The following is a 26,500-nucleotide window of genomic DNA, read 5'->3' on the forward strand; positions in this document are numbered from 1 at the left end:
TTTGACACCCCGTATCATACCAAGAGGGCTCTTTTTTGTTCAAGTCCCCGAAAATTCTTCTAACAGGAATGCTCCTTATTACTAGCCTTGTCGTATGTCAGCTCCAGGGAAAGTTGAAATGGAAAAATAAAATTGATATAGATAGTTCGTCTATGAACTGAAAGGTCAGTTTACTGTGCTGTCTGTATTCAGACAGCTTCTTTATTTTAATATACGGAGGCATTAAATGAAGCTTAAAACTCTTATTTCAGACATCACTAATTCATTGGAGTACGCATCTGACATTGAAGTAAACCGAATTCAGTTCAAGTCAAGAAATGTAAAAAAAGGAGACATATTTGTTGCTATAAAGGGATTAAAACATGATGGCCACAACTTCATCAATGAAGCTATTTCTAATGGAGCCGTTGCTGTTGTAGGTGAAGCAGAATATGATTGTATTCCTGTTCCATACATTAAGGTCCAAGATGCTAGGCAAGCCCTGGGGAATCTGGCTAAAACTTTATACTGTGATCCATCTAAGATGCATAACATGATTGGGATCACTGGAACTAATGGAAAGACCACAACTGCTTATATGGTAAAACATATTTTTCAAACTGCTAGCGAATCCTGCTCACTCTTCAGCACGGTTTCAAACTTTGTGAATGGGACTGAACTCATGTCTACTGCAACTACACCTGACATACTTGAATTAAATAAAATGCTTCGGATGAGTATGGACAAGAATGTTGTAATGGAAGTTTCCTCACATGGGCTGCATCAGAAAAGAGTAGAGGGAATAGAATTCAATTATGGAATTTTCACTAACCTTACTCATGATCATTTAGATTATCATCAAAATATGGAAGAGTATTTCAATACAAAGGCCGGATTATTTAAGCTTCTAAAAAAAAATGGTGAGGCCATCATTAACTCAGGCTGTCCCTGGGGAAGGAAGTTAATAAACCAATTAAAGAACAAGCGTCAATCTGTCTTATCATTCGGAACTTCTGAGAATGATGATCTTCAGTTATTAAGCACTAAAGATGGAGTTTCAAAAATAAGAATACAGGGTTCTAATGTAAAGTTAGAGATCAAAATGCCCATGCCCGGAAATCACAACCTGCAAAATGCACTTGCGGCAATATTATGCGCTTATAGGGCTGGGGTAAATGTCAATGATATTAAAAGAGCAGTAGAAAGTTTCCCTGGAGTTCCTGGGAGATTTGAAGAATATTATAGCCAAAGTGTCAACTTTATCTTAGATTACGCACATACTCCAGATGGTTTAGAAAACCTTTTGGAAACAGTAAAAAGCTTAAATGGGAATAGAATTGTGCATGTATTTGGCTTTAGAGGTAACAAAGATATGACCAAGAGGCTAACAATGCTTGATATTTCCGCAAAATATTGTGACAAAATAATATTAACACTTGATGACTTAAATGGTGTTGCACTAGAAAAAATGATATTAGATTTAAAAAAGTCAGTTAATTACATGGGAACAAATAATATCCATCTGATAATAGATCGGACAAGGGCTATTGAGTATGCATGGAAAAACTCAATAAAGGGAGATCGGATTGTAATAACCGGTAAAGGACCCGAACTTTATGAACGGGAGTTTGAATTACCAGCTGACAGCGATGCAGAAACAATCAAATATTTGTTTTCTAAAAGCTACAAAGCATCTAATGTATAGGAATTTTTAAGGTAAGGAATATAATCTTGAAAGTACGAAAGCCTCACTTCATACAAACGGCTTTCGTATTTTTGTTAAAACTGCATATTTTCTTGATAAAGATATGCGATAATACTTTCTAGCCTTTTAACCCAATGTGCTATTTTAAACCCAATAATTTGACATATTAAAACTGATCTTAATGAAACTCCGGGAAAAAAGAAAAGGGGTATTGTTTACCATGGGCATATTAACAAGGCACTTGGTTATTGGATTGACAAGCATAATTCTAGTCTATTTATTCTTAGTTAGCCGTTCAGAATGGAGTCCAATGCATGCCTGGAACAGGGCTTATGCTGATGTAGCTCTTGTTTTTCTTATTTTAACCATTATTATTGGTCCATTAAGCCGAGTAACAAACCTATTTGTCCGCTTTTTATCCTGGAGAAGGGAGTTGGGGATTTGGTGCTTTATTATGGCAGTCCTGCATGTCTATATACTTTTCGAGGGATGGTTTTACTGGGAACCCATCAGATTAATTATTGGCGTTAATCAAGAAACGGGCCAGCTTTCTTTTGATCCTGGTTTCACCCTTGCAAATATTCTAGGTACAGTGGGACTTGCCTATTTACTTTTACTTGCTTTGATATCTAATAATAAAGCAATAGAAGTACTGGGAAAAAAGAGTTGGAACTACCTCCAGAAAAAAAGTGGAACTCTATACATTTTGATCATATTGCATACGGCGTTCTTTCTCTTCTTTTTTAGACTAGGGAGTTATAACCCGGTACAAAAGCCTTTTCTAGTGACGGTGACTGTTGTCTTGGTGCTCCAATGGATTGTTTTTTTACAAACTGTCCTAAAAAGTAAAAAAAGGAAACAGTAGCCAAGGGATATAAAACGAGGATACTGAGAGAAAAAAGCCGAGGAAATAAAAAATGAAATTGTTTTTAATATTGAATAGCTTTGCTGCCGCAGTTTTAATACTAATCCTTTTATCTGGAGAAGAAGATTTTTCAAAACTACGAAGTTTAATAGTTTCAGAATCACCTAAAGAAACCACACAAGACCTTTTAGAGGAGCAAGAATATAAAAATACAATTGTAAAGATTAAGGAAAAAGTTCTTATTGATGCTCCTGTAATTAAGCAATTCCCCGAGCTGCCGAGAGGATGTGAGGTGACTAGCCTTGCGATGCTGCTCCAATATAAAGGAATCGACACTGATAAAATGACACTTGCCGGTGAAATTAAAAAGAATTCTGTTCCTTTGAAAAGAGAAGGAGGGAATATTTATTGGGGGCATCCAAATGATGGGTTTATTGGGGATATGTATTCATATGATAATCCTGGATTAGGAGTTTATCATAAACCTATTAAAGAACTCGCAGAAAAATATTTACCTGGAGAAGTAATAGACTTAACAGGGAAAGAGTTTTCCGAGCTTATGATTTTTCTTTCATTAGACATTCCAGTCTGGATTATTACGAATACGACTTATAGGGAATTGCCAAAATCAGCTTTTGAAAAATGGAATACCCCTGCAGGAGAAATCGATATAACCTATAAAGAACATTCGGTCCTTATTACTGGATATGATGAAAAAAATATTTATTTTAATGACCCTATAACCGGGATGAAAAATAAGTCTATGAATAAGGAAGATTTTCTTAAAGCCTGGAGGCAAATGGGGAGTCAAGCAGTAACCTATCTTCCTGATTGATGTTAAAGATGATTATATTAATCTAATCAAATGTGAAATTATATGATAGGGGTGTTAATATGCTTGGTATTAATCTTTTAAAATCAATTTTAAACAAAAAACTTGGCCTTTTTTATATTGTAGTAATATTCTTTTGGATAAAAACTTATTTAATTTACAAAACCGAATTTAATTTAGGGGTCAGCAATGCTATGCAGCAGTTTTTACTATTGCTCAACCCAATAAGTTCTGCCCTTTTATTTTTAGGAATTGCCTTATTCTTTATAGGTAGAAAACAGCATTGGGTGCTGCTGGCCATGAATTTTATTTTAACATTCTTCTTATATGCTAATGTTGCTTATTATCGCTTCTTTAACGATTTTATTACTGTTCCAGTTCTTTTCCAGACACAGAATTTTGGGAAAGTTGGAGGGAGTGCCGCTGCGCTTTTAGAGCCAACTGACATCCTGTATTTCTTTGATACTTTATTGTTACTTGCTTTAATTCTATCAAAGAGACTGAAAATGCCGGGTCGATTACCGAGAAGAACTTTAAGTAAGGTATTTTTATCGGGATTATTGCTACTTGGATTAAATGTTGGGCTTGCTGAAGCTGATAGGCCTCAATTGTTAACTAGAAGCTTTGATAGAAATTATCTTGTAAAGTATCTTGGAGCATATAATTTTGCAATATATGATATTATCCAAAACACAAGGTCTTCAGCCCAAAGAGTTATGGCTGACAGCAGTGATATTACAACAGTTGAAAATTACACATCATCAAAACATACAAAGCCTAATCCCGATTATTTTGGTACAGCCAAAGGAATGAATGTCATTTACATTTCGTTGGAATCGTTTCAGAATTTTCTTATCGGATATAAACTACATGGAGAAGAGGTCACTCCTTTCTTAAATTCATTAGCAAAAGATCCAAATACAATCTATTTTCCAAATTTTTTCCACCAGACAGCACAGGGCAAAACGTCTGATGCCGAATTCCTAATGGAAAATTCTTTATATCCCCTTCCTCAAGGATCTGTCTTTACGACTAAGGCACAAAATACGTACCAGGGATTACCTGCTATCTTAAAAGATAAAGACTATTATTCTGCCGTTTTTCATGGGAATAATAAATCATTTTGGAATAGGGAAGAAATGTATAAGTCCTTGGGATACGATATGTTTTATGACTCAACATATTATAATATGAAAGAAGAAAATGTTATAAATTATGGGCTGGAGGACAAGCCATTTTTTAAAGAGACAATCCCTTATTTACAATCGATTCCTCAGCCATTTTATGCCAAGTTAATTACGCTGTCTAATCATTTTCCCTATCCGATTGACGAAGAAGATCAGTCGATTGAGCCTGCAGAAACAGGAGACGAGACAGTTGATGGCTATTTCCAGACTGCACGATATTTAGATGAAGCTTTAAAGCAGTTTTTTGAAGATTTAAAGCTTACTGGTCTTGATAAAAATACAATGGTAGTGATGTACGGAGATCATTATGGTATTTCTGAAAACCGCAAAAAGCCAATGTCAAAAGTTATGAATAGGGAGATAAATGATTTTGAGCAAGCTCAGTTACAGAGAGTGCCGCTTTTTATATACGCACCAGGCCTGAAGGGATTTGTTAATGAAACTTATAGTGGTGAAGTTGATGTGCGCCCAACAGTCTTAAATCTTCTTGGTATTGACACTTCACATCAGGTAGCCTTTGGAACAGACTTGTTATCAAAAGAAAGAGATCAGATTGTCGCGTTTAGAAATGGCGACTATATTACCGATAAGGTAACTTCAGTTAAAGGTAAAATCTATGATAACGAAACAGGACAAATTGTTGAGAACATTACACCATATCAAAAATACTCAGAAATTGTTAAAAATGAACTTGAGTTATCCGATAAGGTGGTATATGGGGACTTGCTGCGTTTCCACAAACTTAGCGGAATTCAGACAACGGATAAATCAAAATTGGACTATTCAAAAGCTGAGCATTTCAATGAAGACTGGGTTGAGCAGCAGAAATAGGTTTCTGGGGGGGATTGCCCCCCTATTAATTTTCATACTTTCTGCATATTTTAGAAGTTATATTGCCTAATTAATAAAATTTTTATAATATATAAATCGTAATGATTACTGTTTAATTCTAGAGGAGGTAACACTTTGTATAAATTAATGTGGCTAATACTGTTTGCTATTGGCATTTTGGTCCTTGGGGGATGCAGTCAAGCAACTCAAGAGGAAAAGAACACTCAATCTGATGATGAGAAGTTAAAAATTTACACGACAATCTTTCCGCTTCAGGATTTTTCAGAAAAAATTGGAGGGGAATTTGTAGAAGTAGAAAATATCGTTCCAACAGGATCTGATGCTCATTCCTTTGAACCTACAACTAAAACTATGATCAAAATCGCTGAGGGGGATGCTTTTATCTATTTAGGAACGGGAATCGAAGGGTTTGCCGATGCAGTCATTAGTGCCGTTAAGAATGAAGATACAGCCATTGTAAAAGCATCCGAAGGAACTCCTCTAATTGGAGCTCAGAACTCTCCTGAAGATGAACATGAAGCAGAAAATGATGAGGCACATGCTGGTGAAGAGGGAGAGGTTGATCCTCATGTTTGGCTTGATCCAGGCAGATCGGTGCAGCTTGCTGAAAATATAAAGAATGCATTAATTAAAATTGATCCTAGCCAGCAAGATTATTTTGAAAAGAATTTTCAGGCTCTCAAAGCTGATTTAGAAACTGTAGACTCTAACTTTGAAAGCATGGTCAACGAGTCAAAAAATAAAACCTTCATCGTTGCCCACTCTGCCTATGGATATTGGGAAGATGCCTATGGATTAAAGCAAATTGGAATTAGCGGCCTTTCTCCTAGTGCTGAACCATCTCAAAAACAGCTTGAAGAAATCATTAAAACAGCTGAAAATGCAGAATTAGATTATATCCTTTTCGAGCAAAATGTCGAAAATCGGGTTGCTGAGGTAATAAAAAGAGAACTCGGAGCAGAAACTCTGACTCTCCACAATTTAGAATCATTAACTGAGGAAGATATTCAAAACAATGAAGACTATATAAGCTTAATGAATAAAAATATAGAAACCTTAAAACAGGCACTGAATAATAAATGAAGTAAATCAAACCCGTTCGAAAACAGGTTTCCCATATCGTTAAACATAAAATATAATCAATTAAAAGCCTAAATCTGATAACGATTTAGGCCTTTTCTTTCTGTATTAATAGTTTCTAGTATTAGAATATAATCGGTTTTGAAAACATTTTGATGTTTTAATAACCCTTTGGGAGGTATATACTCATGTGAAATATTTTAAAGGAGGAAGAAAATGACCAACAAAATTTTAAAATTTTCAGGGTTAAGTTTGGCATCGCTCGGACTCGTTTTTTCAACTGGTGAAATCTCTGCAGATGCCCACAATGCGGGAGTCAAATTACAAACCAATGCTCAAGTTAAAGAGGAATCGAAAGTTGAGAAACATTTAGATAAATTGGAAGGAAAAGTGAATGACCTTAACCTTAAAATAGGGGAAATAGAAGAATCCCTTGCTGAACCACCCTTAACTGCTGAAGAGGTAGAAAAATACAAGAAATATAAAGAAAAAATAAGCGATTTCCTTAATCGTTTAAACGCTGCGGAAAGCCATTTAGAGGCCCTAACTCACAATCCAGACAAACAAAGAGCATCCACAGAAGAGATAAAAGTACTGATTAATGAGGTTCGGATTAATGCTTCAGAGGTCAATGAAACAATTGAAGCTCATTTTGCTGAGACTATGTCAAGTTCAGGTGAAGTCCCAAATGGACTGCAAGAAGCTGAAAATCCTTTTTTTGAAAGCGGAAGTCAGGCTATAATTCAAGCTGATCATATGCCCGGTATGAAAGGTGCTTTAGCAACCATAGCAGGAGCATATAAAACAACTGCTTACTCTGTTACGTATTATCCTACAACAGGAGGAGATCCAGTAAAAGATCATAAATGGGTCATCCATGAAGAAATAGAAAACGTCGGGGAACAACCTTTTAAACCTGGTACGGAAGTTACTCTTAACGCGGATCATATGAAAGGTATGGACGGAGCAACCGCGGTCATCGAATCATCGGTAGAAACTACAGTCTATATGCTTGACTTCACTACTACTACCGGGGAAATAGTAGATAATCACAAATGGATCATTGAAGAAGAACTTACCCCTGAATATTAACTAGATATTAAAAAACTGGAAAGCCGAATGTATACAAGCCTATTTATCTTGTATATATTCGGCTTTTATTATAGTTAGTAATGCAGAAGCCGTAATAGAGTTTATAAAAACCATTAACTACAGGATGTGTGCTGTAATTTTGTAAAAGAGAACCAAACAGATTTACTTTTAAATGTTTATAGTAATCAAAGAAAATATCTTTCTTTGTTTTCTGCGGGGAAATTGAACTTTCAATTTTGTTGAATTTAAAGCAATATCCTCTACCTTTACACCATTGTTATATGGCTTTATTTTACTAACTCAGATACCCCTATACAATTTTCTGCTACAAAAGGACCTTCATATCCATAAAAAATTCATATTTGTCTGAGAAACTATTCTCAAAAACGATTGGTGGGAAAGAAGTGGATATTTCAAAAAGTGAAGTGGTCATACAAAGGTATAACAGAATTTCTCTTTTTTATGACTGGATGGATAAGATGATTAAGGATGAATGGAGAAGGAGCCTTTTGGCCGATGTAAGTGGAGATGTACTGGAAGCAGGAATCGGGACAGGAATAAATCTTAAATATTATTCTAAAGATATTACTTCCTTAACTGGAGTGGATTTTAGTGAAGGAATGCTCAATTATGCAAGAAAAAAGAAGGAAAAATTAAATGTGGACTACAAGGTAAATCTGATAAATGCAGATGTTCAAGCTCTTCCATTCCCTGATAATACATTTGATGCAATAGTCTCAACATGTGTGTTTTACTCAGTTCCTGATCCAGTCAAGGGATTGAAGGAATTGAATAGAGTATGTAAGCCAGGTGGGGAAATTTTTATGATTGAGCATATGAGGAGTAGTAACCCTGTTGCAGGAGCAATTATGGACATGCTTAATCCACTAACGGTCAGGCTGTGGGGAGCAAATATCAACCGGAATACATTAAATAATGTAGATTTGTCAGGACTAATACTCATAGATAATATTCCATTAATGGGTACAGTCGTCCGAAAACTAACTTTAAGGCCTAACAAAATAGTATAAACAGTTCCGTTTGTTGGACAAGCATTAGAAAAATAAAGGTTGAAAGGTTTGATCTTGAATTAAAGAGTAATGATATGAGAAATAAAGGAAAAAGGAGATGTTGAAATGGTTATTCAATCCAATATGTCACCAAATGCAATTGTTGAAGTGTGGGCTGAAACAGCGTAAGTCTTTAACAAATACAATATTCCTCTTACAGAACACCCCTTGGAAACATTAGTAGAAATGGAGTACTTATCTTGTCTCCTTCAAAAAGTAAATTCTGTTGTTGGAAGTTCGGCTGCTACCTGTGTAGAGGGTGGCTGACAAATCCCATCAAAATTGGAGTAGGTTACTCCTTTGAACCTATTTTGTAATGGGCAATTTGATTTTTGAAAAATATAAAAAGACTGTGAACCGCTTAGAAGTATTTTCGGAAGTGATTGGATACTTTTCTCCGTATTACTCTGGCCACAATCACACAATACTAAATCAAAGTCTTTTTATAGTGAGCTAACTAGAAATATGCATTTTTTATGCAGTTTAATTGCGCAATGCAAGGGTAACCTATCTTATGTATTGGAAAAAACACAGAAAGGATGATTCTATGTATAGCCAAACCTACGAGCAATGTATTCAGGCTTGCCTTGAATGTATGGAGGCATGTAATGTATGTTATGATGCATGTTTACGTGAAGAAGATTTAAAAATGATGGTAGAATGTATTCGAATGGATCGAGATTGTGCAGATATTTGTGCTTTTGCTGCAAAATCTATGCAATCCAACAGTCCCTTTGTAAAACAAATATGCCAATTATGTGCGGACATTTGCGAGGCTTGCGGAAACGAATGCAAGAAACATCACCATGAACACTGTCAAAACTGTGCAGAGGCCTGCTTTAAATGTGCAGAAGCTTGCCGTCAAATGTTATAATTTAGCAAAAAACAGACACCTTGGTGTCTGTTTTTTTTTGCCCATCCATAATTTAAATAGTAAATCATTCTCAATATAAAACAATTTTTTAAGATACATCCGATTTTCCTAAAAGTGTAATACAAGGAACATTTAACTGCATATCTATGTAGGAAATAAGAGAGTCTACTATTGCAAGAAAATAGTGCTATATAAGTATTAATAGAGTTTGATAGAGAATCTATTCTATTATCAATTTTTAATCATATATTAAAGTACCAAGGAGAAATACTAGAACGGAGGGAACAAATGAAAGATAGGAATCATACTTCTATGTTTTTTATACGAGTTCATTGGATTTATCTTGCCCTTTTTTTATTCATTTTTAGCATTGTATTTTTTATAAACTTTCTTGATTTAAAAGAAAGATTAAATTCTTCAATTGTTTCAGCAACTAGTGAAAAGGTGCATGCTAATTTTTTTCTAAGCCTAATGTCAACTGAAATTGGCCCGCTTAAATCAACTATTAAGGAAGATGAAACGCCATCCATCTCCCGTGCTGCATTTCTCACTTTCACAAATATTTGGCCGGAAGACATTCGGACTTTTCTTGGTAGGGAAATTCCTGGTTTTTCCATATTCAACACCGAAATTGCCATTGCAGGACTTGGAACAGACCTCACTACTTTGCCAATAGAATCTGCACCTCCATTAGAGATGCTTTTGAAAGAGAAAGAACTGGCAGAGAAAGACCAGTCTAATCCAGAAATTTCACAAGAAAAGGGAACTTCACCTGTCCCTAATACCGGTAAAGATGTGGCATTTATTTATCATTCGCATAGCTGGGAAGCCTTTTTGCCATCACTGCCTGGAAAGAAAACGGCAGATGAAGCTGTAAGTTTAAATGAAAGTAAAAACATAATAGCGGTGGGAAAAAAGCTGAAAGACGAACTAATGAAGCGAGGGATAGGAGCAAGCCATAATACATCGAATGTTACAGAAGAATTGAAAAAGAAAAATTGGAATTATAATTATTCCTACGCTCTCTCAAGAGAAACAGTAATAGAGGCAATGGCCCAAAAATCTTCAATTAGCTATCTTATTGATATTCACAGAGACTCCCAGCCAAAGAAACTTACCACGACAATGATAAAAGGGGAGCCATTTGCAAGATTATTTTTTATCGTTGGAAAGGAAAATAAAAACTACGAAAGGAATCTTGCACTAGCTAAGGAATTAAACAAAAAGCTAGAAGAAGAATTTCCGGGAATTAGCAGAGGTGTTTTCATAAAAACAAAAGATGATGGGAATGGGGTATATAACCAAGACCTTTCCAGCCAATCAATGCTCCTTGAGTTCGGAGGAGTAGAAAATAATAACACGGAATTAGATAATTCAATTGAGGCGTTTGCGAAGGTCTTCAGTGAATATTACTGGGATGCTGAGGAAGTAAACGGAAATTGATAACTAGAAATCGTAACCAGTTAGGATTTTATTTACAGATCATTTCAAAGAAACTGCAAACTCGTATATTTTAGATGTAAGGAGTTGCCCTACAGAATAAAGAAAAAGCTGATTTTAGAGCATTGAAAAAATGTTCCAAAATCAGCTTTTCTTATGTTTGGAGAATCAATAGCTAGATAACATATTCTGCGAAATATATTAAATATGTCAATCCTTCATAAAATCTTCATAATTAAATGGTATCAATGAAAAAGGGGCTATCTTTAACAGTGAACCTAAACATTTTTTACAGATTAATGAATGATAACAAGACAGGGGAATTAAATATGTATGAATTTTTTAGTACAATAAGCAACTTCTTTAGTCAACCTCTAATTAATATAGGTTTGAACACCAAGGACATTCCCATAATTTCTGCTTTTATTTTAGGCCTTGTCGGCGCATTGGCTCCATGTCAATTTACTGGGAATCTGGGTGCGATTACACTATATGGAAATAAGTCTTTCCAAAAGAATGTTGCCTGGAAAGAAGTTTTGTTCTTCACGCTTGGGAAAATTGCTGTATTTTCCTTTTTTGGATTATTAGTTTGGATTTTCGGAAGTGAAATAAAGACTTCTTTTACAGTTTACTTTCCTTGGATAAGAAGAATTATTGGTCCTATGTTTATATTGGTAGGTTTATTTTTACTTGGATTTATTAAATTAAGTAAAACAATCTCCTTAGGGGGGATTTTTCAAAGGTTTCAAAAGGAAGGAAGCTTAGGCGCATTCTTTATGGGAGTAAGTTTTAGCCTTGGTTTTTGTCCAACCATGTTTGTATTATTTTTCATCACACTGATGCCAATGGCTATCTCTGTAAATTATGGGATGATACTTCCTCCTATCTTTGCAATAGGGACTTCTTTGCCTTTGATTATTGCTGTATTTCTTATATGGTATCTAGAGCTGGGAGGTAAGTTAATGAAAAAGGGGCGAAGAATGGGGGCTATTGTGCAAAAAGCAACAGGTATCATTATGCTGATAATTGGAGTATTGGATACTATTACTTACTGGAGTTTTTAATAGAGAGCCTCTTATGTGATATGTGCAAATGAATTATATTATCGGGTTATTAACTTGATGAATCTATCCAATTAGGCTTCTGACGTTTGAGTATTATAGATATTGAAAGTTGACATCAGCCGCTTACATACGAAAATAAGCGTTTTTAGATTATTTTTAATGGACAAATTTAGAACTGCGTAGAATTGCGTGAAGAACTTCTTTATGCTGGTTTTAGCTTTGAGACTAGCTCCGATTCAGCGTATTTATAGGAAAATCAGTATTATTTTAAACGATATAGTTATAAGATCAGGAGGAAAAAAAGGTGTCTAATCGAAAGAAACAAAACAAGCAGCGACAGTTTGGCGTAGGATGGATTTTTCTGATTGTAATGGGGTTTTTTATTTTCCTTATTTTTATTCCTAATAACGGAGTTAATAAAGTGAAATTTCCTGACTTACATGGTCTTAGCTACTCAGAGGATGGTGGAGAATTAGTTGCAGCAGTCCATGATGGCTTAAAAGTATATTCTGACAGTTCATGGTCGGTACCAGATATACCGAAAAATGATTATATGGGGTATTCACCTGTTAAGAATGGATTTTATAGCAGCGGACACCCAGCTCCAAGTTCCAACCTTAAAAACCCCTTAGGAATTGTTAAAAGTAAGGATAATGGGGAAACGGTGGAAATCGTTGATTTACAGGGAGAGGCAGATTTCCATGCATTATCCGTAGGGTACGAAACAGAAGAGATCTATGTTTTTGCAGCTGAACCTAATTCAAAAATGAAAGAACAAGGATTTTATTACTCCACAGATCAAGGAGAAACTTGGAATTTAATGAATATGCAAGGGATATCCGGCTCTCCACTCACGATGGCAGCACACCCTTCTAAGAATGGAACATTAGCTATTGGCACAGATCAAGGGCTCTTTCTCTCTGAAAACTACGGGAATACGTTTGACCAGATATTAGGAGAATTCAGTGTGAGTGCTGCTGTTTTTGCAGATAATGACACAATAATTGCCGGAATTAATAATAAAGGCAACAATGCAATTACAGAAGTTAATATTAATAATAATCAATCAACTAATTATAGTATGCCTAAAAATTCAGATGGGAACATTACATATATTGCTGTAAATCATAAAAACAAAAAAGAACTTTCGTTTGCTACAGACCAACTCAATATATATACAACCTCTGATTCAGGGGAAACATGGGAAAAAATTGTCGAAGAAGGTGCTGGTAAGAACACCGGAAAAGATTAAGTTTACTATTCCGAATCAATATCTATAAAGTAGTCAATGTCAATTAATTGCATAAGTCACTAAACTGAAATAACAAAAATGCTCAGAGATTTTGCTCTGTGCATTTTTTATAGTTTTTTTTAACTGCAAAATCAATTCACCGATCATGCTATTTTCCTGCCTTGTTTGTTTTAGTATACCCATATAGGGTATATAGGTAATAATTAGAAGGTTTAATGGTAATATTGCGAAGTTTTGGCCATTCCATAGAGTTATTCCACCATACTATTTTTAGTTCCTATACAACAAAGAAGCCATCCCTGTAAAAATACTGAGGGATGGCCCTTTTTAATTGACTGTAATAGTGCCTATCATGCCATTTTCTTTATGTCCAGGAATAGTACAATAAAACTCAAACACACCGGACTCAAGAGGTGTAAAACTCAGAGCTGCTTCACTCTTTCCTGATGCATGCAGGTGGAAGTCAGCTTGATCGGTGCCACGATTAGCGTGTTTGTTGTTATCCGATTTCTTAACAGCTATTTGCTTTATTTCAATGTCATGGTCTACACTGTCTAGATTATTTAGTGTTAGAGCTGTTTCCTGACCCTTTGTTAGGGTTATTTCTGAAGGGGTATAGGAAAATTCTGATGGAAAAACAGTTAAAACGAACTCTTTGGTATTCGAGGTATTTTTATTATCATGCTCACTATGATTCTGCGCTGTATCAGACGAATTAAAGAAGGAAATTGCTTTGCTTTTATCAAGCTGGTTTCCGAAATATAAAAAAGAAAAAAGAAGAATAAAAGTTAAAACTGGTTTTAGGAACCATTTTTTATCGCTAATGGAAGTCTCTGATGAGAAAATATTATATAGCAATAGTGAACACGCTGTAAGTGTGAGTAAGATATTAAGTAAGGTGAATGCTTGGTTCTGGGATACCATTTCACCAAGCATGGCTCCCATCATTCCTCCCATTAAACCAGACATAAATCCTTCTAATGAGGGAAGGATGCCAAACGCTATTCCGCACGCCACCCCCGCAAATGCCCCAATTCCTGCTGAAACAAGCGTAGAAATAAACAAATTCCCTTGATAAACAGCTCCAAATAAGACCCCAGCTGTTAGACCCAAATTCATTCCCATTGCCATTGCAATAACCATAGCTTGCATTTTAGTTAACTGCTCCCTGAATTTTATTGATAACATGAAGGCTGCAATTCCCGAAACAGCTATTGTTGTCAAAACAAATAACTGATATGCTCCCAAAAACATCAACTCCTTTTTATTTGCTAAATGATATGTAAGCGGTAGACAGGCCATACCAAAAAATCTATGAAAATCAAAAATAAATAAATTTTCTAAAAATTCTATATTTACAAACTAGTAATTCAGTATTATTATTGTTTTTAATACCCGATACTATAGAGGGGTACTGTACATTAGGAGGAGGAAATAGTATGTCAAAGGGCAAAAGAATCTTATTTCTTGGTGTTTATGGAATGGAAGTAGTCGAATGTGGGGGAGCATTAGCTAAAAATGTCTTAAATGGAGGGGAGTCTTATGCAAGTATTATGCTTTGCAGAGAAACAAGTCAACCTCAAGTAAAAAGTGCAGCTGAGGTATTGGGGGTTAGGATTTCTTTCTTGAATTTTGAATACGGCACAGTAGATTTTAGCAAGGAATCAAAGATTAAGCTGATTAAATTAATACGTGAGGTTAAACCAGACATCCTCATCACCCAAGATCCAGAGCACTCTTTCCATGATTTAGATCCCGACCGCAGACCTGCCATGACCCTTCTGCTAGAATCAATTGCACTTGCAAGCAGAGACTATGCCTTAGATGAAACACCCGGTTTGTCCCCACACCCCATTCCGACCATCTACTACATGACGCCACATCATCCCAATACAGTCGTTGATATTTCTCAAGTTTGGGACAAAAAAGAAAAGGCAATGGATATGCTTGAAAGTCAAATGGAGTTTAGCGGTATGCATTTTGATGAAATTCTTGATTCGAAGACAGTTGAATTATTATCACCCGGTTATTCTAAATTAAACAACTTTCAAGAAAAAGGAAGAGCTATGCATAGAGTGTTGGACAAAGCTGTTCATGTTTATCATGGCCTGGCAACTCATGGACATTTCGCTCTGGCTGAAGCATACAGAAGAGAAGGGAACTTTCACTTACAGGAGCTAATCAAATAAAGATCTAGATCGCTAAATAGGGGGAGTGAAAATGAAGAGATCATTTTTTAGTGTTGGATTAATAATTTTGTTACTCTTATCAAATTTCAATCCTGTACGGGCGGAAGAGAAAGTGCAATCATTGAAAATTGGCATTACAAAGGATGAGAATGGATTAAACCCTTATACATATGTAACCGGGTATCCAGGATTAGATTTGGTCAATTTACTTTATGATTCTCTATTTAATTTGGATGAGGAAAATCAGCCGGTACCTTGGCTCGTAGAGGATTACAAAGTTAGCGAAGATGGGTTAACCTATGAATTAACTCTGCATGATAACGTTAAGTGGCACGACGACGAACCTCTTACGGCTGATGATGTTAAATTCACAATGGAATATTTCATAAAATACCCGAAATCCAGATTTACAAATCCATTAAAAACAATAAAGTCAATAGAGGTAAGCGGAGAAACCGGTATCACATTAAATTTATCACAGGCTGACCCCAACTTTATTATTCAGCCTCTAGCAGATTTGCCAATTTTGCCACGGCATATCTGGTCTGAAGTAAGTACTCCCGATGATGAAACCAATGCACTCGGAAGCGGACCTTATATTCTGGAAGAACACAAATCTGGTCAGTACTACAAAATGAAATCCAACAATGATTACTTCAAAGGTGCCCCGCCAATCAACGAATTAATATTTCCGATCATTGAAGATACAACTGCTATGTATAATGCACTTCAGGCAGGTGAGCTTGATGCTATCTCATCAAGTATTTCACCTGAACTTGTGGAACAATTTAGTTCAAATCCTGCTTTGAAAGTAGTAAGAGGGCCAGGATATAGTACCAGCTTATTTCAAATTAATGCAGAGAAATATCCAATGACCGAAACAGCATTTCGTCAAGCCATAGATTATGCTATTGATAAAGAAAATTTAGTAAATACAGTACTGCTTGGTTACGCAGAAGTCGGTAGTCCCGGATTTATCCACCCATCCTCAGCGTATTTCAATTCAAATTTAAAGCCTGTTTATGATAAGGAGAAAGCACAACAGATATTAGAAGATGCTGGTTTTATTGATAAGGATGGCGATGGATTTAGAGAAGACCAGAAAGGCAATAAAATCGACCTTACCAATTTGGTATACTCGGGCAATCCGATTCGAATCAGAACGGCTGAATTAATCTCAGAAGCGTTAAATGAAATTGGAATCAAAAATTCTGTAAAAGCAATGGATTCAACTACAGTTGACTCATTAATGTGGCCTGATTTTGATGTCAGTAAAGGAAGGGATTACGATCTTGGGGTCTGGAGCTGGTCCAACACAATGCAGCTATTCCCTGATCGAATGAATGACCTATTTCATTCAGATCCCGCTATTGGGACAGTCAATATCGGGGGATACAAGAACCCTGAATTTGACCAGCTTGGTGAAAAACTTAAACAGACATACGATGAAACCGAACGACTCAGTCTAATTAAGGACATGCAAGCATTCGTAGCGGAAGATGCCCCCTTTATTACACTATATTATCAAGAAATTGTAGGTGCTTTTAATCCTGCAAAATACGATCAGTATGTCTTCCAGGTTGGCAAGGGTATTATAAACAAACTTTCTTTTGTTTCAAGCGAAAAAACCGAATTACCTGACAGTGAGAAGACAAACAGCGATACAGCTGCTTCAACAGATAGCAAAACAGCAAGTGCTACTACAGAGCAAGAAGGTAATAATACTTCATTAATTGTATTTGGCGTAATTCTATTAGTGGCCGTTGTTGGGTTTGTCCTTTTAAGAAGAAAGAAAAAAGATAAGGGGAAAGATGATTTTGAATTTTAATTAAGATAGTTTCCCGTAAAAGCATTTTCTTTTACGGGAAATCTGTATAAAGACATCTACATACTTGGAGGTGACAGAGTTGGGTAAATTCATAGCTGGCAAGCTTTTGCAATATTTAATTGTCATATTTCTTATGTTGACGTTAAATTTTCTATTGCCCCGTCTAATGCCTGGAAATCCATTAGTTTTTTTAGCTGGCGAAGATGTTGGATTTATGTCCAGTGCAGAAAAAGAAGCCATTTTAGATAAATATGGTCTTAATGATTCTATCATTGAACAATATGGAACTTATATAAAGAATATTTTCACAGGTGATTTTGGATATTCTTATCAACAAAAGAGGCCTATCTCAGATCTTTTGGTAGAGAGACTCCCATGGACACTGCTTCTAACAGGTCTCGGGCTGGTACTCTCAACTGTTATTGGTGTCATGTTTGGTGCGATATCAGCATGGAAACGGGGCACCAGAACGGATGCAAACCTTCTTACTGTCTTTATGTTTTTAAGTGCCATGCCTTCTTTTTGGGTTGGCATGATATTAGTATCTATTTTTTCTGCTCAGTTAGGCTGGTTGCCGGTCTTTGGTGCAGAAAGCGCATGGTCCAACTTCTCAGGAATGGAGAGGCTAATTGATATTGGAAAACACCTGATACTCCCATTAGCTACTCTTATATTGATTTCTGTTACAAGTACATTTATGATCATGCGGTATTCTATGCTGAATGTCCTGGGAGAAGATTATATTATGATGGCTAAAGCAAAGGGCGTAAAAGAAAAGGCTATTAAGTATAAGCATGCTATGAGGAATGCACTTCTTCCTGTGGCTACTGTCTTTATGCTTAGCTTGGGATTTACTCTAGGCGGTGCAACTGTTATTGAAACCGTCTTTGCCTATCCGGGCGTCGGCCGTTTAATGTTTGAATCTGTATTAAGCAGAGATTACCCTCTTATACAGGCGACATTCCTGATTATTACTTTTAGTGTAGTCATTGCTAACTTTCTTGCAGATTTAATTTATCCCTTAATTGATCCAAAGGTGGGAAGCGGCAATGGTTAATCAAAAGTTGAAGAGATATTGGCAGGTACTTACATCAAATAACATTGGTTTGTTTGGCTTAATTCTTTTAGCGATCTTTTTATTGATTGCCCTTTTAGCGCCAATCCTTGCTCCATTTGATCCAACTGATCGGGTTGGAGCTCCATTTACGAAACCAAATAGCCAATTTTTGCTGGGAACCAATGATGTCGGCCAGGATATTTTAAGTGAATTGCTTTATGGAACCAGGATTTCCTTATTGATCGGAGTCATTGCGGCTTTTATTTCCATTCTCCTTGGCTGCCTGGTCGGAATCGTTTCAGGTTACTACGGCGGCAAAGTAGATGCATTCCTAATGAGATTAGTAGACTTAGTGCTTGTTATCCCTTTTCTTCCTTTAATGATTTTGCTGGCCGCTTTCATTGGCCCTAGTTTTTGGAACATCGTCCTGGTTATCAGTCTAATTTCATGGGCGAGTCCAGCGAGGGTAATAAGATCCCAGGTTCTAACACTGAAAACAAAAGGATATGTGGAAGCTGCAAAGTCTATAGGTACAAACATCACAGTCATTTTAAGCAGACATATTCTCCCGGGCGTCATTCCTATAGCTCTTTCCCAGTTTGTTTTAGCAGCGAGCCATTCAATATTAATCGAGGCCTCACTAAGCTTTTTAGGGCTAGGGGACCCGTTTACAAAAAGCTGGGGGACCATTTTATATTATGCTCAGGCCAGAGGTGCGTTTTTAACTGATGCCTGGATATGGTGGGTTCTGCCTCCAGGCTTATTAATAACAACATTGGTCATTGGATTTGCCTTTACTGGCTATTCACTGGAAGAAATTCTGAATCCCCGATTGAGAAAGGAGCGTTAGTTTATGAACACCGTGTTGTCAGTAGAGAACCTTTCAACCTACTTTAAAACGGATAAAGGCATTGCAAAGGCAGTAGAAAATGTTTCTTTTTCACTCAATAAGGGAGAAATGTTAGGTTTAATAGGTGAGTCAGGATGTGGCAAAACAACAGTTGCCCAATCCATTTTAAGGTTAATAGAATATCCTGGAAAAGTAGTATCCGGGCGTGTCTTATTAAATGGAAGAGATCTCATAAAGGCTTCTGATAAAGAACTTGCTTCCATGAGGTGGAAAGAGATTTCGGTAATTCCTCAAAGTGCAATGAACGCTTTGAATCCTATTTTCACAATAGGAGATCAAATTATGGAATCCATTTTCCTTCACGAAAATGTGAGCAAGCAGGAAGCCCTCAAGCGCACTAAGACCCTTCTCGAATTAGTGGGTATAGATGGTGAGCGGTGGAGAAGCTATCCTCATGAATTCAGTGGAGGAATGAAACAAAGGGTTGCCATTGCTATGGCATTAGCTTGCAATCCAAAATTGGTTATATCTGATGAATCTACAACTGGACTGGATGTTTTAACACAAGCACAGGTAATCGCCTTAATCAAAAGCCTTCAAAAGAAAATGGACTTATCTGTCATCCTGATATCTCATGATCTACCGATGGTTACAGCCATTTGTGATAAGATAGCCATCATGTATGCAGGCAATATCGTAGAATGGGCAACCACGGAGGATATTCTAAAAAATGCCCGACATCCATACTCACAAGCACTTTTAAACGCTTCACCTGTTTTAGGCAATCCGGATAAGGAAGTCGTATCTATACCAGGAAGTGTCCCTAATTTAGTGAATTTCCCTAATTCCTGCCGTTTTCATACTAGATGCCCCCATGCCTTTGATAAATGCCGGCAGGAGAATCCGGAATTTAAAGAAGTTAGAACCGGACATTACACAGCCTGCTTTTTAGAGGAGGAAGGAAACCATGGATGAACACTACCTTTTAAAAGTGAGCAATTTGAAAAAAACCTTCATTAAAAAGGCCGGAACTTTTTTAAAAAGAAAAAGAACCGAAGTATATGCTGTAAATAATATAAATTTAGAAGTCAAGAAAGGCGAAATCCTTGGAATTATTGGGGAAAGTGGCTGCGGTAAAACGACAACGGCCAGAATGGTTATGCGCCTTATGAAAGAAACCGAAGGGGAAATAATTTTTGAGGGAAGAAACCTTTGTAATTTAAAAGAAGCAGAGACTAACAAAATCAGAAAAAAAATGCAAATGATATTTCAAGATCCTTATGATACGTTAAACCCAGGCATGAGAATTCTAGATATTTTAATGGAACCGATTAACGCACATGAAAAGGATTTGCCTTACGAAGCAAAATTTAAAAAGGTAGTAGAGGCCATAGAAAATATTGAGTTGCGACCTGCAGAAGACTTTATTTATCGATACCCTCATCAATTAAGCGGAGGGCAAAGACAAAGGATTGCCATTGCCAGAGCGATCATCTTAAAGCCATCTTTTATTGCTGCAGATGAGCCTACATCCATGCTTGATGTATCAGTAAGAGCAGGAATTTTGAACCTTCTGCTGGAATTAAGAAAGAAAATGGGACTTACCATGATGTTTATTACACATGATTTATCTACAGCGAGTTATATGTGTGATCGAATTGCAGTAATGTATCAAGGAAAAATAGTAGAAATAGGTCCCACGAAAAAAATTATTCAGCATCCATCACATCCCTACACGAAAGCACTCGTTGCTGTGGTTAAAGATCTAAATCATTTTATTAAGAATAGGGAGAAGCTGATTCTTGATGGGGAGGTCGATTCTACAAAAGAGGAAAAAGGATGTCCATTTGTCTCAAGGTGTCCTCATAAAGAAGCTGTCTGTCATTCACAGGTGCCTAATTTGGAGTCGGTAGACAACGGCCATTCAGTCTCTTGCCATTGTCATACAGAATTGTTGGAAAAGACTTCATAAGAAAGGGAGAAACATAATGGAAAATCAAAGAAAAAAGGTAAAAATGGCTGTAAATGGAGGAATCAATTTTGGTGCAAAGCTTAATGCCAAGCAGTTGCTTGTTATAGCGAAATATATGGAGGATCAGGATGAGCTTGAATTAACTACTTTTCAGCAACTCTATATTGACGTATTTGAGGACAAGAAAGACGAAATTATCTCAGAATTTGAACAGGCAGGACTCCGGTGTTATCCAGTAGGGAGCTTTGTTAAAAGCTTAAGGACATGCAACTTTTGCAAAGGAGAAGAAGAAGAAGGAATGCCAGTAGCAAAAGAGTTGAATGAACGAATAGCAGGTATTCCTGTTCCTTTCACATTAAAGCCCGCTTATACGGGCTGTCCTGTAGGATGTGGTGAACCGCTAGTCAATGACATAGGTATTATGAAGGTAAAAGATCATTATGATTTATATATTGGAGGAAAAGCGAAAGGAAAAGATGCAGAACCAGGGTATCTTCTAATGAAGAATCTTAAACCAGAAAATTTATATACAGCGGTTGAAAAGATTATTGAATTTTATCAGCAGCAGGGAAAGAAACGAGAAGCCTTTCATAAGTTTGTAAACAGGATTGGCAAAGAGACGATATTGAAAGAAATTAATATTTAAGCTGAAGATGCAGTTCGAGTTCACAAAAATAACATATTTTACAAAAAATTATATCCTTCCCCATTTACATAGGGTACGGGGGTATGATATATTTAATTTGTAAGGGGGAAGCTAAGTGCAATCTAATTTCAATACAAATGCATTATTAATCGAAGAAGAAAGCTGCTGCGCAAGCGAGAGTGAGAGAAAAAGTCACCATTCGGATAAGGTAAAAAACAATCTTGTGACTCGATTAAACCGAATAGAAGGCCAAATCCGCGGAATAAAAGGTTTAATTGAAAGAGACACTTATTGTGACGATGTCATTACTCAAATATCAGCAACACAATCTGCGTTAAACAGCGTGGCAAAAATTCTTTTAGAAGGGCATTTAAAAGGATGCGTAGTGGACCGCCTTCAACAAGGGGATTTGGAAGTATTAGATGAAGTACTTGTTACTGTCCATAAGTTAATGAAAAAATAAAGGAGCTGTTAATAATGGAAAAGGTTACATTAAATGTAGAAGGAATGTCATGCGGACATTGCATTAAAGCAATTGAAGGAAGTGTAGGAGAATTACCTGGTGTTTCGAATGTTAAGGTTCATCTTGAAAGCGGAAAAGTTGATGTAGAATATAACTCTACAGAAGTTTCCCTAGATAAAATAAAGGAAACAATTGATGATCAAGGGTATGATGTAAATTAAATCAGATGAAGGGGTGTGCAAATGCGGCACCCTCTCTTTTTCAAGAAAATATACCCAACACGGGTATATAGAGGGCAACTCATGTTAAATCAATCAAATTCATCCTCATTTCAATCTAAAAAGGAGGAATAAAATATGGCGGAGCAAACAATAGCCAAGACTCAAGTGGAGGCTACTGGGGAAAATGTCACATTGAGCATAACCGGTATGACATGTGCTGCATGTGCAACCCGTATTGAAAAAAACATTACGAAGGTTCCTGGTGTAAAAAAAGCTAGTGTTAACCTCGCTACAGAAAAAGCTTCTGTAACGTATGATCCTACAGAAGCCACTGTTGAAGATGTTATTGCAAAAATAAAAAAGACAGGTTACGGGGTTCAGGAAGAAAAAGTCCAGCTTGATATCATTGGAATGACATGTGCAGCGTGTGCAACCCGTGTTGAAAAGGGGCTAAAAAAGATCGAAGGGATAACAAGTGCAGCTGTCAATTTAGCAACTGAAAAAGCTATTATAGAGTACATTCCTGGAAATACGAATATCGAGCAAATAATAGCTGCTGTAAAAAAAGTAGGCTATGATGCCAAGGTAGTTGGCGATAGGGATGAGGATTATGAGCGCAGCGCAAGGGAAAAAGAGTACAAAACACAGATAAGGAAGTTTACTATTGGGGCAATTCTATCCGTATTCTTTTTAGTTCAAATGATATCGGATTTTGCAATGGAATATGGTAATGGAATGTTTTTTCATATGAGTCCTTGGGTCCAATTTCTCCTTGCTACTCCAGTGCAATTCTATGTGGGCGGCCATTATTACCGTGATGCATACAATGCGGTTCGCGGTGGCAGTGCTAATATGGCTGTCTTAGTTGTACTGGGGACTTCAGCCGCCTACTTTTACAGTCTTATTGTCACTATTTTAGGTACAGGGCAATTCTTATATTATGAAGCAGCTGCAATTGTTATGACTTTAATTGTTTTAGGAAAACTGCTTGAAACAAGAGCTAAAGGACAAACATCAGAAGCGATCAAAACGCTGATGGGGCTACAAGCAAAAACAGCAAGGGTCATTCGGGATGGAGAAGAACTTGACATTCCACTTGAAGAGGTTCAAACAGGTGACTTGATCTTTGTTCGTGCAGGAGAAAAGATTCCTGTTGATGGAGAAATACTAGAGGGAAACACGACTGTTGATGAATCTATGCTAACAGGCGAAAGTATGCCTGTTACAAAAGGAATAGGCGACGCAGTCATTGGAGCAACAGTAAACAAGCATGGTGCATTCACATTTAAAGCTACAAAAGTGGGTAAAGATACCGCATTAGCCCAAATTATCAAACTTGTCGAAGAAGCTCAGGGTTCGAAAGCTCCTATTCAGAAACTCGCTGATAAAATATCTGGGATCTTTGTGCCAATCGTAATCTTAATAGCACTTGCTACATTTGCTATCACTTACTTCCTTGCAGGATTTACTCCTGCACTTGTCAGCACTATTGCTGTACTTGTTATTGCATGCCCTTGTGCATTAGGCTTAGCGACACCGACTGCTGTAATGGTTGGTACTGGTAAGGGTGCTGAGAACGGACTTCTTATCAAAGGGGCAGAACATCTTCAAACTTCACAGCGGGTAACTACTGTTGTATTGGATAAGACCGGAACGATTACAAAAGGGGAACCAGATGTAACAGATATCGTTACTTTTGGAAAATTCTCAGAAGATGAATTACTGCAGGTGGCTGCATCTGCTGAAAAAGGATCGGAGCATCCACTTGGAGAAGCAATTATTAATGGAGCAAAAGAAAAAGGTCTTCAGCTTCAAGATGCCCAAGACTTTATTGCCATTCCAGGTCACGGCATTCAAGTTAGTATCAGTGATCAAAAGGTATTTATAGGAAATAAAAAGCTAATGCTCAAAAATAATATAGATATAGGTGCTGCGTTAAGCAGGATGGAATTGCTTGAAGGTGAAGGGAAAACCGCTATGCTTATAGCAGTCAAAGACAGTCTTGCCGGAATAATAGCAGTAGCGGATACAGTTAAAGAAACATCTGCAAAAGCAATTAAACATCTAAAAAACATGGGTATAGAAGTTATTATGATTACTGGCGATAATAAGTTGACAGCAGAAGCAATTGCCAAGCAGGTGGGAGTTGACCGGGTACTTGCTGAAGTGCTTCCTGAGGATAAATCAGCCGAAGTCGAAAAATTAAAGCAGGAAGGAAAAATTGTAGCTATGGTAGGCGATGGTATCAATGATGCGCCAGCACTAGCTGCAGCCCATGTTGGAATTGCCATTGGAACGGGGACTGACGTTGCAATGGAGGCAGCAGATATCACATTAATGCGCGGTGATCTGATGGGAATAGTTGATACCATCAGCTTATCCAAATCAACCATGAGAAAAATAAAACAAAATCTCTTCTGGGCATTTGCCTATAATGTTATATTGATACCTGTTGCAGCAATTGGCCTTTTAAACCCAATTCTCGCTGGAGGAGCCATGGCTTTCAGTTCTGTCTCGGTAGTGGGTAACACTTTATTTTTGAGAAAATGGAAGCCTGTACGTTAATTTGATTTAATTAAAGTTAATTATTTTTTCATAAGAGGGTATGACTCACATTAGTGTTCTGAGTCATACTTTTCTTTATAGTAATAACAGCGTATGGTTACCATGATACTTTGCATTGACCAATACAAGTAGTGAATTGTTGAGTTGTTTTATCTAGTAGGTTAAGTCCTGCTTGAGCTTAAAATAAAAAAACGCCTCATAAGGTTCTTATACTAGACCCATCTAATTTCATTTTAGAAGTTATTTCAAGGAGGTTGGTTACTTTCGATCATACTGAAAAAATGTCATTTTTGGGATAGTAGTGTGCTAATACGTTTTTAATCTGCAAATTACAGTCAAACCATCAGAAAATTCATTAAGATCTTCTAGAGTTTTAACCCTCACCTCAAAGAGAAAGATATGATTGAAATAAAGTGATACAAGTAGATTTGCTGGCAATTCTCCAGCATTATTTGTTTTAAAAAATTTAAGCATTACCTAGATAGAATTTGTTGAAAGGCGTAAGAATTGGATCACAATTCAAAATAGGAGGCAAATTTATACTTATGGTTAAAATTCGTGAGGCACTAGATACTGAACGAGAAGTTATTCGTGAAAGAAGAGTGCAAGCATATGAAGAACATATAAACAGTATTCCCAAAGGCCACTGGGAAGCTCTTAAGACGGCTATATCCTCGGATGCAGACGAACAGCAAGGGGTTGAACTTTTAGTAGCTGAAATAAAGGGAGAAATAGCTGGAAGTGTGGCTTTATTCCCCCCGAAGTCAGATGCGTATAAGGGGCTTGCCGATATGTTAGAATATCCAGAAATTAGAATGCTTGCAGTTAGCCCTGAATATAGAGGCAAAGGTATTGCAGAGGAGCTAATAAGAGAGTGCATTCAGCGAGCAAAATCTAAAGGCTTTCCTTGTATTGGTTTACATACTGCAGAGTTTATGAAATCAGCATTACTGATATATAAACGTATGGGTTTTGAAAGAATACCGCAATTCGACTTCCAGCCAGCAAATGACGGGATCATCGTGAAAGCATTTAACTTATCCATTAAATGATATTATAATACTCAGAGCTGGTACAAAATCATCTATATGACCTCATTTTATTTAAAGTTAATCGAACCCCATGGTTGATCTTAAGTAATGGATTTTCAGGTATCTGTTATATTCATGCTAACTGAACAAAGATAAAAATAAAAAAAGGATGCAGGCTGAATTTTCAGCTGCATCCTTTTTTTTCTTAGCAAATTCTTCTGTAAATATAATGTTGCAAACCTTACAAAAAATAAAATGTAAAAAAATTACAATAAATTCAATACACTTTACAAACGTTGTAAAAGAATAAAGGAGCATTCCTGTTAGAAGAATTTTCGGGGACTTGAACAAAAAAGAGCCCTCTTGGTATGATACGGGGTGTCAAA

At 36.6% G+C, this 26,500-nt stretch carries 24 protein-coding genes; 22 read left to right on the forward strand and 2 right to left on the reverse strand.

Annotation, left to right across the window (positions count from 1 at the left end; translation table 11 throughout):
* The first annotated feature begins 226 nt into the window (after positions 1–226).
* The 8 genes from AC3WTL_RS24955 (at position 227) to AC3WTL_RS24990 (ending at position 9,536) form a co-directional block, all read left to right on the forward strand.
* Positions 227–1,684, forward strand: a complete 1,458-nt coding sequence (locus tag AC3WTL_RS24955; RefSeq protein ID WP_492370209.1) for a UDP-N-acetylmuramoyl-L-alanyl-D-glutamate--2,6-diaminopimelate ligase — start codon at positions 227–229, stop codon at positions 1,682–1,684.
* Positions 1,685–1,904: 220 nt separating this feature from the next.
* Positions 1,905–2,549: a ferric reductase-like transmembrane domain-containing protein gene (locus AC3WTL_RS24960; protein ID WP_262176374.1), complete on the forward strand. Its 645-nt coding sequence runs from the start codon at positions 1,905–1,907 to the stop codon at positions 2,547–2,549.
* Between the two features lie 52 nt (positions 2,550–2,601).
* Complete coding sequence (locus tag AC3WTL_RS24965) at positions 2,602–3,384, forward strand: C39 family peptidase (RefSeq protein ID WP_262176370.1); 783 nt, start codon at positions 2,602–2,604, stop codon at positions 3,382–3,384.
* A 59-nt stretch (positions 3,385–3,443) separates the two neighbouring features.
* On the forward strand, positions 3,444–5,399 hold the full coding sequence (ltaS, locus tag AC3WTL_RS24970; RefSeq protein ID WP_262176368.1) for a lipoteichoic acid synthase: 1,956 nt from the start codon (positions 3,444–3,446) through the stop codon (positions 5,397–5,399).
* 147 nt (positions 5,400–5,546) lie between these two features.
* Positions 5,547–6,503 carry a metal ABC transporter substrate-binding protein gene (locus AC3WTL_RS24975; RefSeq protein WP_262176777.1) on the forward strand — a complete coding sequence of 319 codons (957 nt, stop codon included), beginning with the start codon at positions 5,547–5,549 and terminating at the stop codon, positions 6,501–6,503.
* Between the two features lie 609 nt (positions 6,504–7,112).
* Entirely contained in the window at positions 7,113–7,592 is a 480-nt protein-coding gene (locus tag AC3WTL_RS24980; protein ID WP_262176773.1) for a YdhK family protein, read from the forward strand.
* Positions 7,593–7,996: 404 nt separating this feature from the next.
* Positions 7,997–8,623 (forward strand): class I SAM-dependent methyltransferase, encoded by a 627-nt coding sequence (locus AC3WTL_RS24985; RefSeq protein ID WP_492370210.1) that lies wholly within the window; start codon positions 7,997–7,999, stop codon positions 8,621–8,623.
* A gap of 586 nt (positions 8,624–9,209) precedes the next feature.
* Positions 9,210–9,536 carry a four-helix bundle copper-binding protein gene (locus AC3WTL_RS24990; protein WP_262176767.1) on the forward strand — a complete coding sequence of 109 codons (327 nt, stop codon included), beginning with the start codon at positions 9,210–9,212 and terminating at the stop codon, positions 9,534–9,536.
* Positions 9,537–9,874: 338 nt separating this feature from the next.
* Here the strand turns inward: AC3WTL_RS24990 and AC3WTL_RS24995 are convergent, their stop codons facing one another.
* A complete protein-coding gene (locus AC3WTL_RS24995) occupies positions 9,875–10,153 on the reverse strand; it encodes a hypothetical protein (protein WP_262176791.1) in 279 nt (92 codons plus the stop codon).
* Positions 10,154–10,166: 13 nt separating this feature from the next.
* Between AC3WTL_RS24995 and spoIIP the strand changes: the two genes are divergently transcribed.
* The 3 genes from spoIIP to AC3WTL_RS25010 all read left to right on the forward strand — a co-directional run bounded on the left by spoIIP (position 10,167) and on the right by AC3WTL_RS25010 (position 13,292).
* Complete coding sequence (spoIIP, locus tag AC3WTL_RS25000; protein ID WP_386850531.1) at positions 10,167–10,979, forward strand: stage II sporulation protein P; 813 nt, start codon at positions 10,167–10,169, stop codon at positions 10,977–10,979.
* A gap of 326 nt (positions 10,980–11,305) precedes the next feature.
* Positions 11,306–12,040 carry an urease accessory protein UreH domain-containing protein gene (locus AC3WTL_RS25005; protein ID WP_492370211.1) on the forward strand — a complete coding sequence of 245 codons (735 nt, stop codon included), beginning with the start codon at positions 11,306–11,308 and terminating at the stop codon, positions 12,038–12,040.
* A 304-nt stretch (positions 12,041–12,344) separates the two neighbouring features.
* Positions 12,345–13,292, forward strand: coding sequence for a F510_1955 family glycosylhydrolase (locus AC3WTL_RS25010; protein WP_386850528.1), 948 nt, complete (start codon positions 12,345–12,347; stop codon positions 13,290–13,292).
* A gap of 327 nt (positions 13,293–13,619) precedes the next feature.
* Here the strand turns inward: AC3WTL_RS25010 and AC3WTL_RS25015 are convergent, their stop codons facing one another.
* Positions 13,620–14,540, reverse strand: a complete 921-nt coding sequence (locus AC3WTL_RS25015; protein WP_492370212.1) for a plastocyanin/azurin family copper-binding protein — start codon at positions 14,538–14,540, stop codon at positions 13,620–13,622.
* Between the two features lie 191 nt (positions 14,541–14,731).
* On the opposite strand from AC3WTL_RS25015, the gene AC3WTL_RS25020 reads away from it, so the two are divergent.
* The 11 genes from AC3WTL_RS25020 to AC3WTL_RS25070 all read left to right on the forward strand — a co-directional run bounded on the left by AC3WTL_RS25020 (position 14,732) and on the right by AC3WTL_RS25070 (position 26,135).
* Complete coding sequence (locus AC3WTL_RS25020) at positions 14,732–15,481, forward strand: PIG-L deacetylase family protein (protein ID WP_492370213.1); 750 nt, start codon at positions 14,732–14,734, stop codon at positions 15,479–15,481.
* A 31-nt stretch (positions 15,482–15,512) separates the two neighbouring features.
* Positions 15,513–17,309, forward strand: coding sequence for an ABC transporter substrate-binding protein (locus AC3WTL_RS25025; RefSeq protein ID WP_492370214.1), 1,797 nt, complete (start codon positions 15,513–15,515; stop codon positions 17,307–17,309).
* A gap of 70 nt (positions 17,310–17,379) precedes the next feature.
* Entirely contained in the window at positions 17,380–18,366 is a 987-nt protein-coding gene (locus AC3WTL_RS25030) for an ABC transporter permease (protein ID WP_386850532.1), read from the forward strand.
* Positions 18,359–19,216: an ABC transporter permease gene (locus tag AC3WTL_RS25035; protein WP_009336022.1), complete on the forward strand. Its 858-nt coding sequence runs from the start codon at positions 18,359–18,361 to the stop codon at positions 19,214–19,216. Before AC3WTL_RS25030 ends, AC3WTL_RS25035 begins: the two co-directional genes overlap by 8 nt.
* A 3-nt stretch (positions 19,217–19,219) precedes the next feature.
* Complete coding sequence (locus AC3WTL_RS25040) at positions 19,220–20,191, forward strand: ABC transporter ATP-binding protein (RefSeq protein ID WP_492370215.1); 972 nt, start codon at positions 19,220–19,222, stop codon at positions 20,189–20,191.
* The gene (locus tag AC3WTL_RS25045) at positions 20,184–21,188 is read left to right on the forward strand and encodes an ABC transporter ATP-binding protein (protein WP_492370216.1); all 1,005 of its coding nucleotides are present in this window, start codon (positions 20,184–20,186) and stop codon (positions 21,186–21,188) included. Before AC3WTL_RS25040 ends, AC3WTL_RS25045 begins: the two co-directional genes overlap by 8 nt.
* 16 nt (positions 21,189–21,204) lie before the next feature.
* Positions 21,205–21,834, forward strand: a complete 630-nt coding sequence (locus AC3WTL_RS25050) for an NAD(P)/FAD-dependent oxidoreductase (RefSeq protein WP_262176342.1) — start codon at positions 21,205–21,207, stop codon at positions 21,832–21,834.
* A 115-nt stretch (positions 21,835–21,949) separates the two neighbouring features.
* The gene (locus AC3WTL_RS25055) at positions 21,950–22,297 is read left to right on the forward strand and encodes a metal-sensitive transcriptional regulator (RefSeq protein ID WP_492370217.1); all 348 of its coding nucleotides are present in this window, start codon (positions 21,950–21,952) and stop codon (positions 22,295–22,297) included.
* A gap of 14 nt (positions 22,298–22,311) precedes the next feature.
* Complete coding sequence (gene copZ / locus AC3WTL_RS25060) at positions 22,312–22,518, forward strand: copper chaperone CopZ (protein WP_262176338.1); 207 nt, start codon at positions 22,312–22,314, stop codon at positions 22,516–22,518.
* A gap of 135 nt (positions 22,519–22,653) precedes the next feature.
* Positions 22,654–25,083 carry a heavy metal translocating P-type ATPase gene (locus AC3WTL_RS25065; protein WP_492370218.1) on the forward strand — a complete coding sequence of 810 codons (2,430 nt, stop codon included), beginning with the start codon at positions 22,654–22,656 and terminating at the stop codon, positions 25,081–25,083.
* A gap of 545 nt (positions 25,084–25,628) precedes the next feature.
* Complete coding sequence (locus tag AC3WTL_RS25070; protein ID WP_262176333.1) at positions 25,629–26,135, forward strand: GNAT family N-acetyltransferase; 507 nt, start codon at positions 25,629–25,631, stop codon at positions 26,133–26,135.
* Positions 26,136–26,500: the final 365 nt, after the last annotated feature.

This window comes from Cytobacillus sp. EB106-05-05-XG126 (assembly GCF_058791715.1).

What these genes read in the sequence shown, in the direction of transcription:
- AC3WTL_RS24995 (WP_262176791.1), bottom strand. Translation starts at nt 10,153, where the DNA reads ATGGAAAAACCAGGAATTTCCCTACCAAGAAAAGTCCGAATGTCTTCC.
- AC3WTL_RS25020 (WP_492370213.1), top strand. Translation starts at nt 14,732, where the DNA reads ATGTCAAAGGGCAAAAGAATCTTATTTCTTGGTGTTTATGGAATGGAA.
- AC3WTL_RS24955 (WP_492370209.1), top strand. Translation starts at nt 227, where the DNA reads ATGAAGCTTAAAACTCTTATTTCAGACATCACTAATTCATTGGAGTAC.
- AC3WTL_RS25040 (WP_492370215.1), top strand. Translation starts at nt 19,220, where the DNA reads ATGAACACCGTGTTGTCAGTAGAGAACCTTTCAACCTACTTTAAAACG.
- AC3WTL_RS25070 (WP_262176333.1), top strand. Translation starts at nt 25,629, where the DNA reads ATGGTTAAAATTCGTGAGGCACTAGATACTGAACGAGAAGTTATTCGT.
- AC3WTL_RS25050 (WP_262176342.1), top strand. Translation starts at nt 21,205, where the DNA reads ATGGAAAATCAAAGAAAAAAGGTAAAAATGGCTGTAAATGGAGGAATC.
- AC3WTL_RS25065 (WP_492370218.1), top strand. Translation starts at nt 22,654, where the DNA reads ATGGCGGAGCAAACAATAGCCAAGACTCAAGTGGAGGCTACTGGGGAA.
- AC3WTL_RS24975 (WP_262176777.1), top strand. Translation starts at nt 5,547, where the DNA reads ATGTGGCTAATACTGTTTGCTATTGGCATTTTGGTCCTTGGGGGATGC.
- AC3WTL_RS25025 (WP_492370214.1), top strand. Translation starts at nt 15,513, where the DNA reads ATGAAGAGATCATTTTTTAGTGTTGGATTAATAATTTTGTTACTCTTA.
- AC3WTL_RS25035 (WP_009336022.1), top strand. Translation starts at nt 18,359, where the DNA reads ATGGTTAATCAAAAGTTGAAGAGATATTGGCAGGTACTTACATCAAAT.
- AC3WTL_RS24965 (WP_262176370.1), top strand. Translation starts at nt 2,602, where the DNA reads ATGAAATTGTTTTTAATATTGAATAGCTTTGCTGCCGCAGTTTTAATA.
- AC3WTL_RS25045 (WP_492370216.1), top strand. Translation starts at nt 20,184, where the DNA reads ATGGATGAACACTACCTTTTAAAAGTGAGCAATTTGAAAAAAACCTTC.
- copZ (WP_262176338.1), top strand. Translation starts at nt 22,312, where the DNA reads ATGGAAAAGGTTACATTAAATGTAGAAGGAATGTCATGCGGACATTGC.
- AC3WTL_RS24990 (WP_262176767.1), top strand. Translation starts at nt 9,210, where the DNA reads ATGTATAGCCAAACCTACGAGCAATGTATTCAGGCTTGCCTTGAATGT.
- ltaS (WP_262176368.1), top strand. Translation starts at nt 3,444, where the DNA reads ATGCTTGGTATTAATCTTTTAAAATCAATTTTAAACAAAAAACTTGGC.
- AC3WTL_RS24960 (WP_262176374.1), top strand. Translation starts at nt 1,905, where the DNA reads ATGGGCATATTAACAAGGCACTTGGTTATTGGATTGACAAGCATAATT.
- AC3WTL_RS25005 (WP_492370211.1), top strand. Translation starts at nt 11,306, where the DNA reads ATGTATGAATTTTTTAGTACAATAAGCAACTTCTTTAGTCAACCTCTA.